This window comes from Gordonia alkaliphila, from assembly GCF_039542465.1.
In the GTDB taxonomy this organism is placed as follows: Bacteria; Actinomycetota; Actinomycetes; order Mycobacteriales; family Mycobacteriaceae; genus Gordonia; species Gordonia alkaliphila.
Genome location: NZ_BAABIE010000011.1, coordinates 116,527 through 132,048, shown reverse-complemented (window position 1 = coordinate 132,048; position 15,522 = coordinate 116,527). Strand labels below are relative to the sequence as shown.

The window sequence follows — 15,522 nt, the reverse complement described above, 5'->3', positions numbered from 1 at the left end:
TCGGCGGTGGTGGTGATGGATGAGTCGCCCGTCAGGGTGACAGGCGATCAGGCGCCGTCGAGAGTCTCGGCCGCGGCCTCGTCGGCCTCAGCGATCAGGAAGAGCGCAGACGGCCGCATGCCGAGCGCGACAGCGATATCCCAGAGGCGGTCTGAACCGATGGAGGCGTCGCCCGATTCCAGGCGCGCGATGGCCGAGCGGCTCATCCCTGAGGCCGTGGCCAGCTCGGTCTGGGTCATCTCCGCGGCCTGGCGAGCCTGGATCAGCGCCGCAGCCAGGGCTTCCCTACGCACGGCGCGACGCAGCCGCTGGGGCGGCGTGAGTCGGTCTTCTGGCGCGGGCATACCCCCAGCATGGCACGGGCGCGCGTGCGAAGGTCATGGCCGATCCACCCCCTCTATCCCCTCGGCAATCAATGTAGCCCTAGGGCTACACGAAATGTTACGGATGATCCGACAAAGCGCAAGCACTGAGCGTCGCTCGAGCGACAGGTGTCCACGCAAGGGGTCACCCCCGCGGGCGCGCCACGAGGACGGGGCCGGAGCCTGCGGCGCCCGGCTGCGTCCTGCTCGCGAAATTTACCCATGGCACGGCGATCTGCCGTGCGGCCTGTGGATATTGCACTGGAAACCCCTCATGTTGCTGCGCTGCGCATTTGCAGTGCAGCAACTTTCTACAGGGGAAATTCGGCGGGAGCCAGGGTGCGAGGGAGGCGCTGAAATCGCGCAGAGGGCGCAGATTTGGCTCGTATAGTTTAGCCGCCCACATCCTACCAGACGCGCCAAATTGAGATGTGAATCACATGCGGCGGACGGTGTATTCGGCGTCGGGCGCGGTGAAGGCGACGATCCTGTCTCCGACGAGGAGTCGGCTGCCGGTAATCGGTTGCGTCATCGTCACATCATCGGCCACGGTTCCGGCAGGGGGTCCAAGCAACTGGGGTGAAACACGCGATGAAGTAGCCGAATGGCGACGACCCCGCGGCAATCCGGTTGCCGCGGGGTCGGTAGTGGCCGCTGCGCGGCCGCAGATCAGTGCTTCCAGGTGACGTTCAAGCGGTGCGGATCGAACCTTTTCGCGCCGTGCTTGCCGGGCCCGACGACGATGGTCATGAGGTGGTCGACGATGCGGCGGCGGCGCATGAGATCGGCGCCCGCCCACCAAACCTCGACGTTCTCGGCTGCAGCGATCTCCGCCAGTGGTGGCGCATCCGCGGACGCAGACAGAGTGGCGATCGCCTCGTCGATGGCAGCCAGTCGCGCTTCCACCCGCGCGATGGCCCGGCCGAACGCCTGCACCGCCATCGCCCCGTCGGCGACGGCCTCTTCCAGTTCGTCGCGCCGGGCCAGCAGATCGCTGCGCTCACGGGTTAGCTCGGCGAGCTCGGCGGAGTGATCGTCGGTGGCGGCAGCAGCGGCCAGCGCCGCGGCGAGGTCGGTGCGTTTCAGGCGCTCGATGACCAGCGCCTCCACCGCGGCGTCGGTGTCGTCGGAGCCGATGTGGACGTGCTTGCCGGGCACAACACGCTTGCAGGAGTAGTAGGAGTAGCGGTCGCCGCCGCTCTTGCGCGGTCGGGTGCGGCGGTACATGGGTTGCCCGCACTGGCACAGCAGCAGGCCGGAGAGGAGTCGCTGAGGGGTGTTCCCAATCTTGTTGCTGACTCGCGTCGGGTCGTTCAGCACGGCCTGCACCCGCTCCCACTGGTCCGGCTCGACGATGGCTGGCCAACTCCCCTCCCCGACGATCTCGCGATTCCGGAGCAGCCGCCGGCCGTCGGCGTCGGTCGGGTTCCAGGTAGAGAGCCCTGCGATGTAGGGGTTCTTGAGCAGTGATCTCACCATGGCCGAGTCGACGGCATTGCCGCGGGTAGAGGTGAAGCCCTTGTCGTTCCATTCGGCTGCAATGGCCCGGATGCTGTCGCCGTCGATGACCTGCTGGGCGGCCTTGCGCAGCAGTGCGGCTTCGTCGTCGCGGATCGTCTCTCCGTCGCGTTCGTAGCCGAACAGTCGCCGGCCGCCGGTCTTCGGCTTGCCACTGTGCGCCCGCTGCTCGTAAGCGGCGCGGATCCTCTCCGCTTTGTGCGCACTCTCCTGCTCGGCAACGGCACCGAGAATCGTGGTGATCAATGCACCATTGGCGCTCGCAGGATCGATCCCCTCTCCGGTGACGGCGTGGACGGTGACGCCGCGGGGGCGCATCAGGTCCATCAGGTCGAGGAGGTCGCGGGTGCGCCGTGCGAGTCGGTCGGTGCTGTAGACGTAGACGCGCGTGATCTCACCGGTCTCGATGAGGTCGCAGAGCGCCCTGTAGCGCGGACGGTCGACGTCCTTGTAGGCCGACAGCGAGTTGTCGCAGAAGATGTCGCTGACCGCGTCGCCGACGATGGTGTAGCCGTGCAGCTCGGCGAGCCGTCGGCACGCCTCCTCTTGCCGCTCGACGCCGACGCCTTCGCCGGATCGGTCGAGTGAGATGCGGGTGTAGATCGCTGCTGAGGGCATACGGGGCATCGTAGCGGCATTGAAGTCACTATCGCTGCTGTCCATTTCCGCTGCCCGTCGCACCGATGCACAACCCGTGCGGCCCCATGCCGCCGTGCGCGCTCTCCTTCAGATCGAGGTCCACCGGGGTGCCGTCGACGGTGTAACCGATGGGCACGCGGAGTCGTTGCTGCGCCGATCGGCCCGCCCACGCGCGCTGCGGATCGAACGCACCCGCGTCGGAAATCCCCAGCAGCGCAGGAAGTCCCGGATCGGTGGCCACCTGCGAGATGTCCAGTCCCGGCAGCGGCAGACTGCTGGCCGGCCGGAAACGCGCAAGACCTCGCGCCAACGCTTCGGCGCGGCCGAGGGACAGCGTGTCCGCGCTCGCGAATCGTTCGACCCCGGCGACCGTCTGCGCGGAGACACTGCCCGCTTCGACCACCAGGCGCAGTCCCCGTCGCGCCGCCAAGGACTCGGGGTCGGGCCGCAGGTCGAGTACCGTCAGGCCCTCCCTCCCGGCACCGACCGCCAGCTCTTCGTCGCCGGTGCGCGGCCCGCCGTCGAGCACCACGATCAGGTGCGGCCGGGCCCCGACCGGTGGCGCCGACCGGGAGAATCGGCCGCGTTCGGCGAGGTCGTCGGCGAGGTCGGTCTCCAGCGCGTCGAGGCTGTCGTAGAGCATGCGCGCCGCGCCCAACCGGTCGCGCTCCGTCGGGTGCGCCACGTGCGGCAGCCATTTGGCCCAGTCCCAGTCCGGGGCCCCCGGATCCTCCGCGGCGATCGCGATCAGCACATGGTCTGGTCCGTGCAGCACCGCCAGTGCGCCGAGCATCGCCCGCACCAGCCCCAACGCGGCGTCGCGCGGTCCACTCACACCGACGGCCGGGAAGCCGCGCAGCGACACCGCGCTCGCCAACTGCGGCACCGCCGCGTGGGTCTGGACGAAGCGCCGTAATGCCAACGCGCACACCGGTTCCAAGTCCTCGGCCGGGGCCACCTCCGGCGGGACGAGCGCCGTGGCGAGCGGTTGGGTGCCTACCCCGAGACGGATCTGCAGGAAGTCGGCGTCGCCCGGTCGGCGCTCCCACATCCGCACCGTGCCGAGCAGTACCGGCAGGGTCTCCGGAGCTGGATGCGACCAGGCCGCGCACGTCCGCTGGTCGCGGACCGTCGTTCCGACGCTCTCCCTCGTCTGGGACAGGTAGCGCAGGTAGTCCTTGCGGTCTTCGTTCAGCTCCGCCGAGCGCGCGGGGCCGCCCCGACCACCGCTGGCCAGCATGCCCACCATCGACATCACCATCATCAGCGGGAACATCAGGAACAGCGGATTCGACAGCGCGCCCCGGCCGCCGGTCATCATCATCAGCGCGACCATGCCCACCACCGCGACCACCATGACCACGGGCAACAGCCGCACCAACATGCTCTGCGGTGCTCCGCGGGCCACTTCCGGCGGCCCGGTGAGAACCAGTTCGCCGCCCGGCGCCACCGGCTGCGAAACGCGCCGCGGGCGCACAAAAGCCACCGTCGTACCCATCGGACTCCCCCCGAAGTCGTGGTCCACGCGATTCCCCCGAATCACGCTCCGGTCGTCGTCTCACGTGATTAGAGTCGACCACCATCGTCGCCTCACGGCGATGGTGAAGGTTGTATCAAGAACCTCGGGGGAGGGTTTGCGGAATGACCACGATTGACGAGGCGCCATCGGCCGAATCGGGGACGACGGTCGCAGGACCGGAACTGGTGCGGTTGTCCGTTCTCGGCGCCGACACCCAGCTCGACGTCGCCCTGCCGACCGGAACGGCGATCGCCGCACTCCTACCGGACCTGCTCGATCTACTCCGCCTACCGGCCCCGCCGGTCGACGATCCCGACCTGATCGACCGACTTCCGCGCTGGACACTCGCCCGCATCGGCGCAGCGCCGTTCCCGGTGGAGTCCACCCTGGCCGAGGCGGGCGTGGTCGACGGCGAACTGCTCGTGATCGTCGACGACGGCCCCTCCGTGCCGGACGCGCTGGTCGACGATGTGGTCGACGGCCTCGCTCAGCTGGCCGGTCGGCACGCACTCGGCTGGACCGCGGAATCCGCACGCATGCTCGGCTACGGCGCGGCACTGGCCGGCACCCTGTTCGCGGTGACCGCGGGCCGTATCGCCCCCGTGTCGGCCGTGGTCGGCGCCGCAGTCTTCGGCGCGACGGCGCTGGTGCTGCTGACCGCGGCGATTCTCGGCAACCGCGCGGGCGTCGATCCGCGCAGCACGGCGACGCTCTCGCTGTGCGCCACCCTCACCGCGGCGACAGCGGGTTCGTTTGCGCCGCAACCGAATACCGTGGGACCGGCCCTCGCCACTGCGGGCGCCTGCGGACTGGTCGCCGCCCTCGTCGTCCATCGGAGCACCGGCGTCGGCCCGGCGCTGCATGCGGGCTTGAGCACCCTCTGCGCGCTGCTCGGCGGTGCCGGTCTGATCGCGATGGCGACGTCGGGGAACCTGCGCAGCGCGGCCGCCGTGGTCGCCGTCGTCGCCGTGTATGTGATTCTGCTGGCGCCGCGGACGGCGATCGCGGCCGCGCGCCTGCCGCTGCCTCCGGTGCCGACGCTCGCTCCCCCGCTGCCGGAGCAGGTGGGCAACGCTGTCGTCGAGGGCGTCGATTCGGTCGCAGCCATCGCTGATCTGGCACTGGTGGATCTCGACCGGTTCGCGCGCCGAGCCAAGCTGGCGGGCGGCTACCTCACCGGAATCGTGCTGGGCGGCAGCGTCATTGCCGCGGCCGCGGCCGTGGTCGTCGCGACCGGCTGGGGAGGTTCCCTCACCTCACTGCTGCTGTGCGGCACGATCGCCGTCGCGCTGATCGCCCGCGGGCGCACCCACGCGGACCGCACCCAGAGCGCCGCGCTGATCGCGGCGGGCACCGCTTGCCTGCTGGCCACGCTGGCTGGCAGCGATTCGGTCGCCGCCATGGTCGGCGGCGGAATCGCCGTGGCCGCAGTGGCTTTCGTGATCGGGACGACCGCCGACGCGCACGAGTTCTCGCCCCTGCAGCGCCGCACCCTGGAGCTGGCCGAGTACGCGGTGATCGTGGCGATCATCCCGCTGCTGCTGTGGCTCCTCGGAACCTACCGCGCGATCCGCGAATTCTGATGGCTGCGTCCGGAGCCGCGACCCGACTCGTCGCGGTCGCCGCGCTCGCCGTCCTCGCCGCCGCCCCGGGACCGGCCGGCGCCCGCCCCGATCCCGTTGTCGCAGCGCTGGTTCCGGTCAGCGCGCAACCCCTCGGCCCCGCGCAACCGACGGAGCAGCGCACCCATTGCGCGCGCCCCGCGCCGCTGACCGCCGACCCGGCGGCCGAGCCCGCCGGCCATCGCCTCCTCGACATCGCGCAGGCCTGGCGGTTCAGCCGCGGCGCCGGCGTCACGGTGGCGGTGATCGACACCGGGGTCACGCCGCACCAGCGCTTGAATCGGCCGACTGCCGGCGGCGATTACGTGAGCACCGGCGACGGCCTGACCGACTGCGACCTGCACGGCACCCTCGTCGCCGGGATCATCGCGGCCCGGTCGTCGTCGACCGACGGCTTCGCGGGCGTCGCACCGGAGACCCGCCTGATCGCGATCCGCCAGTCCAGCGGCGCCTACGAGGCTCGCGATCGGCGCGGGTCGGCAGCGTCGATGGGCGCGGGATACGGCCCGCTGAGCACGCTCGCGAAGGCGATCGTGCGCGCCACCGAACTCGGCGCGCGGGTCATCAACATCTCCGAGGCCGCCTGTCTCCCCGCCGGAACCGCGGTCGACGACGACGCCGTCGCCAGCGCCCTCGCCTTCGCGCGCAGCCGCGACGCGGTGGTCGTGGCCGCCGCCGGGAACCTCTCCGACGTCGGCGGCTGCCGCGAGCAGAACCCACTGGCCGCCGCGTCGGCCCGAGACGCCTGGAACCAGGTGCGTTCCACCGCGTCCCCGGCACGGTTCGGTCGCGAGATCCTGACCGTCGGCGCGGTGGATGCGACCACCGCGGCGCCGGCCCCCTTCAGCTTGGCCGGTCCGTGGGTCACCGTCGCCGCGCCCGGCACCGAGGTGGTGAGCGTGGCCGGCGGCCGCCTGGTCGACGCGCTCGACGGCGAGGACGGACCGCGCCGTCTGGCCGGGACCAGTTACGCCACCGCTTACGTCTCCGGGGTCGTCGCCCTGGTCCGAGCCCGTTTCCCCGAGCTGTCCGCCGACGACGTGATCGATCGCATCGTGCGGACCGCCCGCGGCGGTCCCGATCAGGACGCCGCGACCGGCTACGGCGTCGTCGACCCGGTCGCGGCGCTCACCGCCGACCTTCCGAACGCTGCGGCCGCACCGCCGCCCACTCGGTTGGCCGCGCCCCACCCGGATCGGCCGGACCACCGGGCGGCGATCACCGTCGCCTGCACCCTGGCGGGCGGCGCCGCCGTTCTGGTCGCGGCCTTCGCATCGAAGCGTCGGCGGCGCACACCGGCACCGGAGCACGGATCCGGTTCTTCCTGAGGTCCGGTCGGCGCTCGTAGTGTGGAGGGTGCCCCGAGCAAAGGACGTGCCATGGCCGGCAACTACACCTCCGCCGAACTCAGCGTCACCGTCACCGGCGAGAAGCAGGATCTGCTGCAGATCTACGCCGACCAGCGCAATCTGCTGATGATCACCGTGCGCGGGCTCACCGACGAGCAGGCACGCACCCGCAGCACGGTCAGCGAACTGACCCTGGGCGGCATCCTCAAACACGTCGCCATCGGTGAGCAGGACACCGCCCGCGAGATCGTCGAACGCGACGAGAACGCCGAAGTGGATCTGGCCGCGCTCGGCGATGCCTACACGTTCACCGCCGACGACACCCTCGATCACTGGCTCAGCGCATACCGGGCCGCGGCCGCCGAGTTCGAGCGCGTGATCGCCGACATCGACAGCCTGGACGAGCTGATTCCCCAGGCCACCGCACCGTGGACGCCGGAACGCCAGTGGTGGTCGGTCCGACAGATCGTGCTGCACCGCCTCCGCGAGACCGCGCACCACTGCGGGCACGCCGACATCCTCCGCGAGGCCCTCGACGGACAGACCACCATGGCCGTGGTCTCCGAAGGCATCGAGTGGCCCGACGACACCTGACCTCGACGACCACCTGCCGCTAGCTGCGCCCCGATCCCAGGGTGGCCGCCCGGCGCGCGAGCTCGACGAGCTGCTCTCCGCTGAGTCCCGGATAGCCGTGCAGCATGTCCCGCCAGTCGGCCGGGATCGCGGACGCACCCCAGCGGGCGCCGAGCAGTGCGCCGGCGATCGCGGCGACGGTGTCGGTGTCGTCGCCGATCAGGATCGCCGCGACCAGGGCGTCGCCGAAGTGGCGGTGCGGCTGATCGTCGGGCACCTCGGTGTGGATGATGGCCGACCACGCGGCTTGCAGCGCGGTGACGACCCACCCGTTGGGACGGAACTGCGACGGATCGCCCTGCTCGGCCTCGCCGATCCGTGCGGTCCAGTAGGCCCTGCCGTCGTCGTCGAGATAGCGGAGACCGGATCGCAGGTCCAGCGTCGCGTCGAGCACCGCGGACCGGATGGCCAACGACCACAGGACACAGGCCTCCTGGGCTCGCGGATCGTAGTGCGTCAGCGCGCTCACCTTCCGCGCCGCTTCGGCGACCGCGTCGGCGTCGTGCAGGTACGGCAGGGCGACGGCCGCGGTCCGCATGAGCGACCCGTTGCCGGCCGTCCGGCCGGTCGCCGCGTGGTGGTCGTACGCCTGCGCCGTCATTCCCATCCCGGTCGGATCGGGTCCGACGGCCCGGAGCACGCTCGCGGTCTGGATACCGATGTCCGCGGGGCCCGACCGGTACCAATCGTGGAAATGCCGCGCCACCGCGGTCAATCCCTCCTCGGACCGCAGATCCAGCCCGGTGGCGGCGGCGTCGAGGATCCCCCACGCCATTGTGGTGTCGTCGGTCCATTCGCCGGGCGCGAAGTTCCCGAGGCCGCCGCCGATCATCTTGGGTCCGTCCGGTCCCGGGCGCGGGTTGTCGAACTCGTAAGGTGCGCCGAGCGCATCGCCGGTCGCCGAGCCGAGCACCGCGCCGCAGGCACGGTCGAGCTGAGCCGGCGTGAGTGAGTCGTGATCCATCACAACCTCCTTTAACATGTCATTCTCGCCATACATTAGCGCGCCATCAGCGCTAATGTGGGTTCATGGCCGGAACACCGCTCGACGAGTTCCCCCGACCAGGCGTGACCGTGGATCTGGCGATTCTCACCGTCACCGGCGCGGGGACGTCGGACCCCGAGCTGCGCGTGCTGATTCAGGACCGCACCGACCCGGACGGGCGTGCGCTCCCCGGCGGGTTCCTGCGCGAGCGGACCACCGTCGCGCAGACGACGACAGACGTGTTCCGTCGCAAGATCGGGATCACGCCCGACGGCGAGGTAGGACCGCGGCTGCTGCGGCTGTTCGACGACCCGGACCGCGACAGCCGCTCGTGGGTGATCTCCGCGGCGCACGCGCTGTCGATGCGCGCAGCCGACCTGGACGCGGCGCACGGTGACCTGGTCCGCGTCGACACCGAGGGCCGACTCGACGGTGAAGCACCGCTCCAGTTCGACCACGACCGGATCGTCGCCGACGCCGTCCGAGAACTACGCCAGCGCTACGAGTTCCGGCACCGCTACGCCGACACCCTCCCCGACCCCGACGGCTTCCTCGACGAGCCGTTCACGCTCCATCAGCTCCGCCGCGTCCACGAGGCGGTGATCGGCCAGCCGGTCCACAAAGACAACTTCAACCGCCGGATGAAGCCACTCCTGGAACCGGTGCTCGAGGACGGAGAACCCGTGCTTGCCGAGAGCCTGCGCGGCCGCCCCGCCGCGCTGTACCGGCGATCCGCCCGGGACGCCGCCCCCGGCGAATAGCCGTGGAAATTCCGGACCGGAACCGACAAAAGGGCCCAGAACTGGGCCTTCGCGGCCCTCTCGCCGCGATCGTCGGCGCGTGGATTCTACCGTCGTCGACTATGAACAATCCGACGACGACCGCGCCGCGCGGTCAGCGCATCCTTCTGTCGAGCCTGCTGGTGGTCGCCGGGGCGCTGGTCGCCGCGGTCTCCGTGGCCATCCCCATCGGATTCGGCGCCGGACTGCTCTACGCGGTTGCCTGCATCGGCTTGGCCATCAGCGGCGGCACCCGCGTGATCCCCGCCTGGGTGTTCACCGTCGTGATCGCGGCGTTGCTCCTCGCCGCCAGCGTGGGCATGACGAACGTCCTGCTCCTGACACCCGCCTGACAGACGTACCCCCGCCGTGGGGCGGGGGTACTAGGTCGTACGCGAACGAGCGAGCGCGTTAGCGGGGGTTGCGCGCCGGACGCAGTTCCCGCGGCAACGCGAAGGTCAGCGTCTCCTCCGCGGTGGTGATGGTGTCGACATCGTTGAAGCCGTGCTCGGCGAGCAGCTCCACCACTCCGCGCACCAGGATCTCCGGCACCGAGGCGCCCGAGGTGACGCCGACCGACATCACGCCGTCGAGCCACGCGGGATCGATCTCGCGGGCGTAGTCCACCAGGTAGGAGGCCTGCGCACCGTTCTGCAGCGCCACCTCCACGAGGCGGACCGAGTTCGACGAGTTCTGCGAACCCACGACGATCACCAGGTCGCACTGCGGCGCCATGGCCTTGACCGCGCTCTGTCGGTTCTGCGTGGCGTAGCAGATGTCGTCCGACGGCGGATCGTTCAGCAGCGGGAAACGCTCGCGGAGCCGGCGCACCGTCTCCATGGTCTCGTCCACCGACAGCGTGGTCTGCGAGAGCCACACCAGCTTGGACTCGTCGCGCACCTGCACGTCGTCGACCTGGTCGGGGCCCTCCACCACCTGAATGTGCTGCGGCGCTTCGCCTTCGGTGCCTTCCACCTCTTCGTGGCCGACGTGGCCGATCAGCAGAATGTCGTAGTCGTCACGGGCGAAACGCTTGGCTTCCTGGTGCACCTTGGTCACCAGCGGGCACGTCGCGTCGATGGTGCGCAGGTTCCGCTTCTCCGCATCGGCGTGCACCGCCGGGGAGACACCGTGGGCGGAGAAGACCACGAGCTGCCCCTCGGGCACCTCGTCGGTCTCGTTGACGAAGACGACGCCCTGTTCGGTCAGGGTGTCGACGACATGGCGGTTGTGCACGATCTCCTTGCGGACGTACACCGGGGCACCGTGCTTGGCGAGAGCGCGTTCGACGGTTTCCACCGCTCGATCGACGCCTGCGCAATAGCCCCGCGGTGACGCGAGCAGGACGCGTTTGGTACTGGACATAAGTCCCAGCGTACGGGTGTGGCACAGTAAAAGCATGAGACGTCCTCCGTACCCAGCCCTCGTGGCCGCCGGAGTCTTGGTAACCACCATCGATGAGACCAAGCGCCTGCCCACCCGCATCATCACTTTCCCGATGACGGCGGTCAGCCGCGGCCTGCAGGCCGGCATGCGGTTGCAGCAGAACATCGCCGAAATGGCGATCAAGGGCGACGAATTCTTCGCCCCCTACTGCGACAAGACCGAAGAGCAGCCGGAGTGGGCGCGGTTCGACGAGGACGACGACCCGGTGATCTCCATCCCACCCGCCGTGTCGGCGACCGAACCGGCGGTCGTGGCCCCGAAATCGGTCGATTCCCCCGCGAATGGCGCACCCGCGAAGGCCGCGCCCGCGAAGAAGGCCCCCGCCCGCAAGGCCGCCGCGCGCAAGCCCGCCGCTGCCCCGGCCGCCGAGGCCGAAGCCCCCGCCGCAACCGGTCGTTTCGCGCTCTACAGCACCCCGCCCGCCGAGGTCGTCGCCGAGGCCGACGCCGAAGCACCGGCCGTCGCGAACGGCGATCAGCCCGACGTGGTGGTCCTCCTCGACTACGACAGCCTGACGCTGGCCCAGCTGCGCGCCAAGCTGCGCGGCCTGAGCGCCGACGAGCTCGCAGAACTCGCCGACTACGAGCGCGACAACCGCAATCGTGCGCCGTTCGCCACGATGATCGACAACCGGATCGCCAGCCACCAGAAGAAGTCCGGCGCCTGACTCGTGACCCCGACGGACCTCCCGTGACATCGGGAGCCCCACCGAACTCCGCGGACACCCCCTGGCCGGTGCGGACCCTGAGCCTCAAGCTCGCGGACTGGATTCACCGCCTCGGCCAGGTCTGGGTGGAGGGACAGCTCACCCAGATCAACGCCCGCCCCGGCACGCGCACGGCCTTCCTGACGCTGCGCGACCCGGCCGCAGACCTGTCGTTGTCGGTGACATGCGATCCGAACCTGTTGCGCCGCAGCGAGATTCCGCTCACCGAAGGATCGCGGGTCGTGGTCTACGGCCGGCCGAACTTCTACACCGGACGCGGCACGCTGTCCCTACGCGTCACCGACATCCGACCGGTCGGCATCGGGCAGCTGCTGGCCCGGATCGAACGGATCAAGGGCCTGCTGGCCGCCGAGGGGTTGTTCGACGCCCGGCGTAAGCGCCCCCTGCCGTTCCTGCCGCACACCGTCGGCCTGATCACCGGCCGCAGCAGCGCCGCCCAGCGCGACGTCGTCGCCGTGGCCACCGCCCGGTGGAGCAGCGTCCGCTTCCGCATCGGCGAGGCGCCCGTGCAGGGCCCGACCGCGGTGCCCGCCATCCTCGATCAACTGGCGGTGCTCGACGCCGACCCCGAGGTCGAGGTGATCATCATCGCCCGCGGCGGCGGCAGCGTGGAGGACCTGCTGCCGTTCTCCGACGAGACGCTGCTGCGCGCGGTGGCCGACTGCCGCACCCCGGTGGTCAGCGCGATCGGTCACGAGCCGGACAATCCGCTGCTCGACCTGGTCGCCGACGTCCGTGCCGCCACCCCCACCGACGCCGCCAAGCGGGTGGTCCCGGACGTCGCCGCGGAGACCGCCGCGATCGAGACCCTGCGGAACCGGAATGCGCACGCACTGCGCAACTGGGTCGCCCGCGAACTCCGCACCGTCGAAGGCCTGCGGGCCCGTCCGGTGCTGTCCCGGCCGCAGCGGCTGATCGACGAGCAGCGCGCCGTGATCGACCGCTTCCGTGCCGACCTGCGACGCGCCGTCGACCATCACCTCACCGTCGAGCAGCATCGGCACACGCAGCTCGCGGCCCGACTGGCCACCCTCGGCCCGGCGCAGACCCTGGCCCGCGGCTACGCCGTGGTGCAACGCATCGACGACGCCGCCCCGCACGCGGTCGGCAGCGTCGATCAACTGCCGCCGGGAGCGCGGGTGCGTATCCGGGTGGCCGACGGTGCGGTCGGCGCCGTCGTCGACTCGACCGACACAGCAACCCCCGATCCGGAAGGAACAGCGTCGTGACCGATACGGCAGATGTGACCACCCTCGGCTACGAGGCGGCCCGCGACGAACTCGCGCAGGTGGTGTCGACGCTGGAGCACGGCGGTCTCGGCCTCGACGAGTCGCTGGCGCTGTGGGAGCGCGGCGAGAAACTGGCCAAGCACTGCCTGGCCCAGCTGCAGGGCGCATCCGAACGCATCGAGTCGGCACTGCAGTCCGGCGACGCCGCCGACGACTGAGCGCCCCCTCGTTACGGCTTGGGCAGCGGCTGCGCCTTCTGCACGGCTTCGGCGAGCGTGGCCAGCGGCGGATCGATCCCGCGGCCCAGCAGTCCGATCCGGACGTCGCCGAGATCGGTGACCCAGACCGTGCGATTGCCCTCGGGATTGTCGTAGGTCACCCACGTGGTGCCGGCGACGTCGGTGGTGCCGGTGCCCATCACGCCCTCGCCGCCCAACATCGGGACCAGCGAATCCTCCGGACCGGCCGTCTGCGTGAGCTGCACAAACGTGCCGTTCTCGGTGATCCACCCGACGTTGCTCGCCAGCGACGTGCCGACGGTGTTGGTGGAGCCGGAATTCGACTGCCACTCGGCGGGTACCGCGGGCTCGCGGATCGGGAACGGCATGCTGCGCGCGTCCGCGGTGAACGCGGCTGCGCTGTTGAAGGTCGGCACCTTCTGCTCGTTGGCTGCGTCGCCGAAACCCCACGCACAGCTGCCCGCGATGCCGGCGATCACCAGACAGATCAGCAGCAGCGGGATGATGGACCAGACCATGTCTCGGCTGTCCTGCAGGATGCGAGGTTTCTTTTCCGCCATGCCGCCCAGTATCGCAGTCGGGCCGGAGCCCAAGCGAATCGCAGGTCATGGCAGAATTGACGGGATCTCACGCAACGACGCAAGGAGTCGACAGCATGTCGAAGCAAGCCCCGGACCGTAACCTCGCCATGGAACTGGTGCGCGTCACCGAAGCCGCAGCGCTCGCTGCCGGCCGCTGGGTGGGCCGCGGCGACAAGAACAGCGGCGACGGCGCCGCCGTGGACGCCATGCGCGAACTCCTCTCCACCGTCTCGATGCGCGGCACCGTGGTGATCGGTGAGGGCGAGAAGGACGAAGCCCCGATGCTGTACAACGGCGAAGAGGTCGGCAACGGCGAGGGCCCCGAGGTCGACGTCGCCGTCGACCCGATCGACGGCACCACGCTGATGGCCGAAGGCCGCCCCAACTCGATCGCCGTCATCGCCGTCTCCGAGCGCGGCACCATGTACGACCCGTCGGCCGTGTTCTACATGAACAAGATCGCCGTGGGCCCGGACGCCAAGGGCGCCATCGACATCAACCAGCCGGTGGCCTGGAACATCAACTCCGTCGCCGCCGCCAAGGGCATCGACGTCGCCGACCTGACCGTCGTCGTGCTCGACCGTCCCCGCCACGCCGAGCTGATCCGCGAGATCCGCGAGGCCGGCGCCAAGATCCGTCTGATCTCCGACGGCGACGTCGCCGGCGCGGTGGCCGCGGCCGACGACAGCAACTCCGTCGACATGCTGATGGGCATCGGCGGCACCCCCGAGGGCATCATCTCGGCCGTCGCCATGAAGTGCATGGGCGGCGAGATCCAGGGCAAGCTGTGGCCGCAGGACGAGGCCGAGCGACAGAAGGCGATCGACGCCGGTCACGACCTGGACATGGTCCTCACCAACGACATCCTGGTGCGCGGCGAGAACTCGTTCTTCTGCGCCACCGGCGTGACCAACGGCGACATGCTGCGCGGCGTCACCTACCGCCCGAACGGCGCCACCACCCGTTCGCTGGTGATGCGCAGCAAGTCCGGCACCATCCGCCGCATCGAGGCCGTGCACCAGACCACCAAGCTGCGCGAGTACGCACGCCTGGACCTCTGAGTCCCGCCCAGCCGTAAGTCCAGCACGGACCGAAAACCCCGGCCGCCCTTCCGATTTCGTTCGGAAGGGCGGCCGGGGCCGTTTCGGGAGTTGCTAGGCGTCGACGAGCTCGCTGTCGAGCAGTCGTCCGTCGAGCATGTGGACCAGAGCGTCCGCACCCGTCGCCGAGCCGACTTCCAACGACTGCAGGTCGTGCGTCACCAGCAGCGCCGCCAGCTCGCGTTCGCGGCTGAGCCGCACGATCAGCTCCACCACAGCGCGGCCACGTGCCTGGTCGAGTGCCGACGTCGGCTCGTCGATCAGCAGCACCTTGCGCGGCCCCATCAGCGCGCGAGCGATGTTGACGCGCTGCCGCATACCGCCGGAGAGCTGGCCGGGCAGCTTGTTCTCGTGCTCGGACAGGCCCACCGCGTCGAGCAGCTCGCGGGCCTGCGCCCGGTTCTTCGACGGGCGTTCACCGCGCACATGCGCCGTCAGCAGGATCTGCTCCAGCGCCGTCAGGTCGGGTAGCAGGTTGTCGTTCTGGAAGACGAAGCCGACGGCCTCGCGCCGGATCTTCGCCCGCTCGGGCTCCTTGAGTTCGCCCACCGCGGTGCCGTCGATCTCGACGACGCCCGAGTCGGGGCGGATCAGGGTCCCGGCCACCGCGAGCACCGAGGACTTGCCGCAGCCGGAGGGGCCGGTCAGGGCGATCACTTGGCCCGGGGCCACCGTCAGGCTCGCACCGTCGACGGCGGTGACACGGCCGTCGTCGCCGTCCGGATAGGTCAGGGTCACGTCGGACAGTCGCAGGCTCATCAGATCTCCTCTGCTCGTAGCGGGTGGGAACGGTG

Annotated in this window: 16 protein-coding genes; 9 read left to right on the top strand and 7 right to left on the bottom strand. The window is 70.2% G+C overall.

Going from position 1 to position 15,522, the window contains the following annotated elements; translation table 11 throughout:
* Positions 1-47: 47 nt before the first annotated feature.
* The 3 genes from ABD989_RS12760 to eccCa all read right to left on the bottom strand — a co-directional run bounded on the left by ABD989_RS12760 (position 48) and on the right by eccCa (position 4,017).
* Positions 48-344: a helix-turn-helix domain-containing protein gene (locus ABD989_RS12760; RefSeq protein WP_345313762.1), complete on the bottom strand. Its 297-nt coding sequence runs from the start codon at positions 342-344 to the stop codon at positions 48-50.
* Positions 345-1,031: 687 nt separating this feature from the next.
* The gene (locus ABD989_RS12755) at positions 1,032-2,498 is read right to left on the bottom strand and encodes a recombinase family protein (protein ID WP_345313761.1); all 1,467 of its coding nucleotides are present in this window, start codon (positions 2,496-2,498) and stop codon (positions 1,032-1,034) included.
* 28 nt (positions 2,499-2,526) lie between these two features.
* On the bottom strand, positions 2,527-4,017 hold the full coding sequence (gene eccCa, locus ABD989_RS12750; protein WP_345313760.1) for a type VII secretion protein EccCa: 1,491 nt from the start codon (positions 4,015-4,017) through the stop codon (positions 2,527-2,529).
* A 143-nt stretch (positions 4,018-4,160) separates the two neighbouring features.
* Between eccCa and eccD the strand changes: the two genes are divergently transcribed.
* Genes eccD through ABD989_RS12735 form a run of 3 tightly spaced genes read left to right on the top strand, consistent with a single transcriptional unit; the run spans position 4,161 to position 7,603 of the window.
* The gene (gene eccD / locus ABD989_RS12745) at positions 4,161-5,621 is read left to right on the top strand and encodes a type VII secretion integral membrane protein EccD (protein ID WP_345313759.1); all 1,461 of its coding nucleotides are present in this window, start codon (positions 4,161-4,163) and stop codon (positions 5,619-5,621) included.
* The gene (gene mycP / locus ABD989_RS12740; protein ID WP_345313758.1) at positions 5,621-6,988 is read left to right on the top strand and encodes a type VII secretion-associated serine protease mycosin; all 1,368 of its coding nucleotides are present in this window, start codon (positions 5,621-5,623) and stop codon (positions 6,986-6,988) included. The genes eccD and mycP overlap by 1 nt, the downstream gene beginning before the upstream one ends.
* 51 nt (positions 6,989-7,039) lie before the next feature.
* Entirely contained in the window at positions 7,040-7,603 is a 564-nt protein-coding gene (locus ABD989_RS12735; protein ID WP_345313757.1) for a mycothiol transferase, read from the top strand.
* Between the two features lie 19 nt (positions 7,604-7,622).
* Here the strand turns inward: ABD989_RS12735 and ABD989_RS12730 are convergent, their stop codons facing one another.
* Positions 7,623-8,606, bottom strand: a complete 984-nt coding sequence (locus ABD989_RS12730; protein WP_345313756.1) for an ADP-ribosylglycohydrolase family protein — start codon at positions 8,604-8,606, stop codon at positions 7,623-7,625.
* A 65-nt stretch (positions 8,607-8,671) separates the two neighbouring features.
* Between ABD989_RS12730 and ABD989_RS12725 the strand changes: the two genes are divergently transcribed.
* Both ABD989_RS12725 and ABD989_RS12720 read left to right on the top strand, forming a co-directional pair.
* Complete coding sequence (locus ABD989_RS12725) at positions 8,672-9,388, top strand: NrtR DNA-binding winged helix domain-containing protein (protein ID WP_345313755.1); 717 nt, start codon at positions 8,672-8,674, stop codon at positions 9,386-9,388.
* Between the two features lie 101 nt (positions 9,389-9,489).
* Positions 9,490-9,759, top strand: a complete 270-nt coding sequence (locus ABD989_RS12720; RefSeq protein WP_345313754.1) for a hypothetical protein — start codon at positions 9,490-9,492, stop codon at positions 9,757-9,759.
* Between the two features lie 58 nt (positions 9,760-9,817).
* Here the strand turns inward: ABD989_RS12720 and ABD989_RS12715 are convergent, their stop codons facing one another.
* Positions 9,818-10,771, bottom strand: coding sequence for a 4-hydroxy-3-methylbut-2-enyl diphosphate reductase (locus ABD989_RS12715; protein ID WP_345313753.1), 954 nt, complete (start codon positions 10,769-10,771; stop codon positions 9,818-9,820).
* A 34-nt stretch (positions 10,772-10,805) separates the two neighbouring features.
* Here ABD989_RS12715 and ABD989_RS12710 point away from each other — a divergent pair, with 34 nt between their 5' ends.
* The 3 genes from ABD989_RS12710 to ABD989_RS12700 are packed head-to-tail and all read left to right on the top strand — an operon-like array spanning position 10,806 to position 13,026.
* Positions 10,806-11,519, top strand: coding sequence for a lipid droplet-associated protein (locus ABD989_RS12710; protein WP_345313752.1), 714 nt, complete (start codon positions 10,806-10,808; stop codon positions 11,517-11,519).
* 23 nt (positions 11,520-11,542) lie between these two features.
* Positions 11,543-12,808, top strand: a complete 1,266-nt coding sequence (gene xseA, locus ABD989_RS12705; RefSeq protein WP_345313751.1) for an exodeoxyribonuclease VII large subunit — start codon at positions 11,543-11,545, stop codon at positions 12,806-12,808.
* Positions 12,805-13,026, top strand: a complete 222-nt coding sequence (locus tag ABD989_RS12700; RefSeq protein ID WP_246994626.1) for an exodeoxyribonuclease VII small subunit — start codon at positions 12,805-12,807, stop codon at positions 13,024-13,026. The genes xseA and ABD989_RS12700 overlap by 4 nt, the downstream gene beginning before the upstream one ends.
* Positions 13,027-13,037: 11 nt before the next feature.
* Here the strand turns inward: ABD989_RS12700 and ABD989_RS12695 are convergent, their stop codons facing one another.
* On the bottom strand, positions 13,038-13,607 hold the full coding sequence (locus ABD989_RS12695; RefSeq protein ID WP_345313750.1) for a DUF4245 domain-containing protein: 570 nt from the start codon (positions 13,605-13,607) through the stop codon (positions 13,038-13,040).
* A gap of 95 nt (positions 13,608-13,702) precedes the next feature.
* On the opposite strand from ABD989_RS12695, the gene glpX reads away from it, so the two are divergent.
* Positions 13,703-14,689, top strand: a complete 987-nt coding sequence (gene glpX / locus ABD989_RS12690; RefSeq protein ID WP_345313749.1) for a class II fructose-bisphosphatase — start codon at positions 13,703-13,705, stop codon at positions 14,687-14,689.
* A 93-nt stretch (positions 14,690-14,782) separates the two neighbouring features.
* On the opposite strand, the gene ABD989_RS12685 is transcribed toward glpX, so the two are convergent.
* The gene (locus ABD989_RS12685; RefSeq protein WP_345313748.1) at positions 14,783-15,487 is read right to left on the bottom strand and encodes an ABC transporter ATP-binding protein; all 705 of its coding nucleotides are present in this window, start codon (positions 15,485-15,487) and stop codon (positions 14,783-14,785) included.
* Between the last annotated feature and the right edge of the window lie 35 nt (positions 15,488-15,522).

Excerpts from the sequence above, each read along its gene's own strand:
- ABD989_RS12760 (WP_345313762.1), bottom strand. The coding sequence starts at position 344 with ATGCCCGCGCCAGAAGACCGACTCACGCCGCCCCAGCGGCTGCGTCGC.
- ABD989_RS12755 (WP_345313761.1), bottom strand. The coding sequence starts at position 2,498 with ATGCCCTCAGCAGCGATCTACACCCGCATCTCACTCGACCGATCCGGC.
- eccCa (WP_345313760.1), bottom strand. The coding sequence starts at position 4,017 with ATGGGTACGACGGTGGCTTTTGTGCGCCCGCGGCGCGTTTCGCAGCCG.
- eccD (WP_345313759.1), top strand. The coding sequence starts at position 4,161 with ATGACCACGATTGACGAGGCGCCATCGGCCGAATCGGGGACGACGGTC.
- mycP (WP_345313758.1), top strand. The coding sequence starts at position 5,621 with ATGGCTGCGTCCGGAGCCGCGACCCGACTCGTCGCGGTCGCCGCGCTC.
- ABD989_RS12735 (WP_345313757.1), top strand. The coding sequence starts at position 7,040 with ATGGCCGGCAACTACACCTCCGCCGAACTCAGCGTCACCGTCACCGGC.
- ABD989_RS12730 (WP_345313756.1), bottom strand. The coding sequence starts at position 8,606 with ATGGATCACGACTCACTCACGCCGGCTCAGCTCGACCGTGCCTGCGGC.
- ABD989_RS12725 (WP_345313755.1), top strand. The coding sequence starts at position 8,672 with ATGGCCGGAACACCGCTCGACGAGTTCCCCCGACCAGGCGTGACCGTG.
- ABD989_RS12720 (WP_345313754.1), top strand. The coding sequence starts at position 9,490 with ATGAACAATCCGACGACGACCGCGCCGCGCGGTCAGCGCATCCTTCTG.
- ABD989_RS12715 (WP_345313753.1), bottom strand. The coding sequence starts at position 10,771 with ATGTCCAGTACCAAACGCGTCCTGCTCGCGTCACCGCGGGGCTATTGC.
- ABD989_RS12710 (WP_345313752.1), top strand. The coding sequence starts at position 10,806 with ATGAGACGTCCTCCGTACCCAGCCCTCGTGGCCGCCGGAGTCTTGGTA.
- ABD989_RS12695 (WP_345313750.1), bottom strand. The coding sequence starts at position 13,607 with ATGGCGGAAAAGAAACCTCGCATCCTGCAGGACAGCCGAGACATGGTC.
- glpX (WP_345313749.1), top strand. The coding sequence starts at position 13,703 with ATGTCGAAGCAAGCCCCGGACCGTAACCTCGCCATGGAACTGGTGCGC.
- ABD989_RS12685 (WP_345313748.1), bottom strand. The coding sequence starts at position 15,487 with ATGAGCCTGCGACTGTCCGACGTGACCCTGACCTATCCGGACGGCGAC.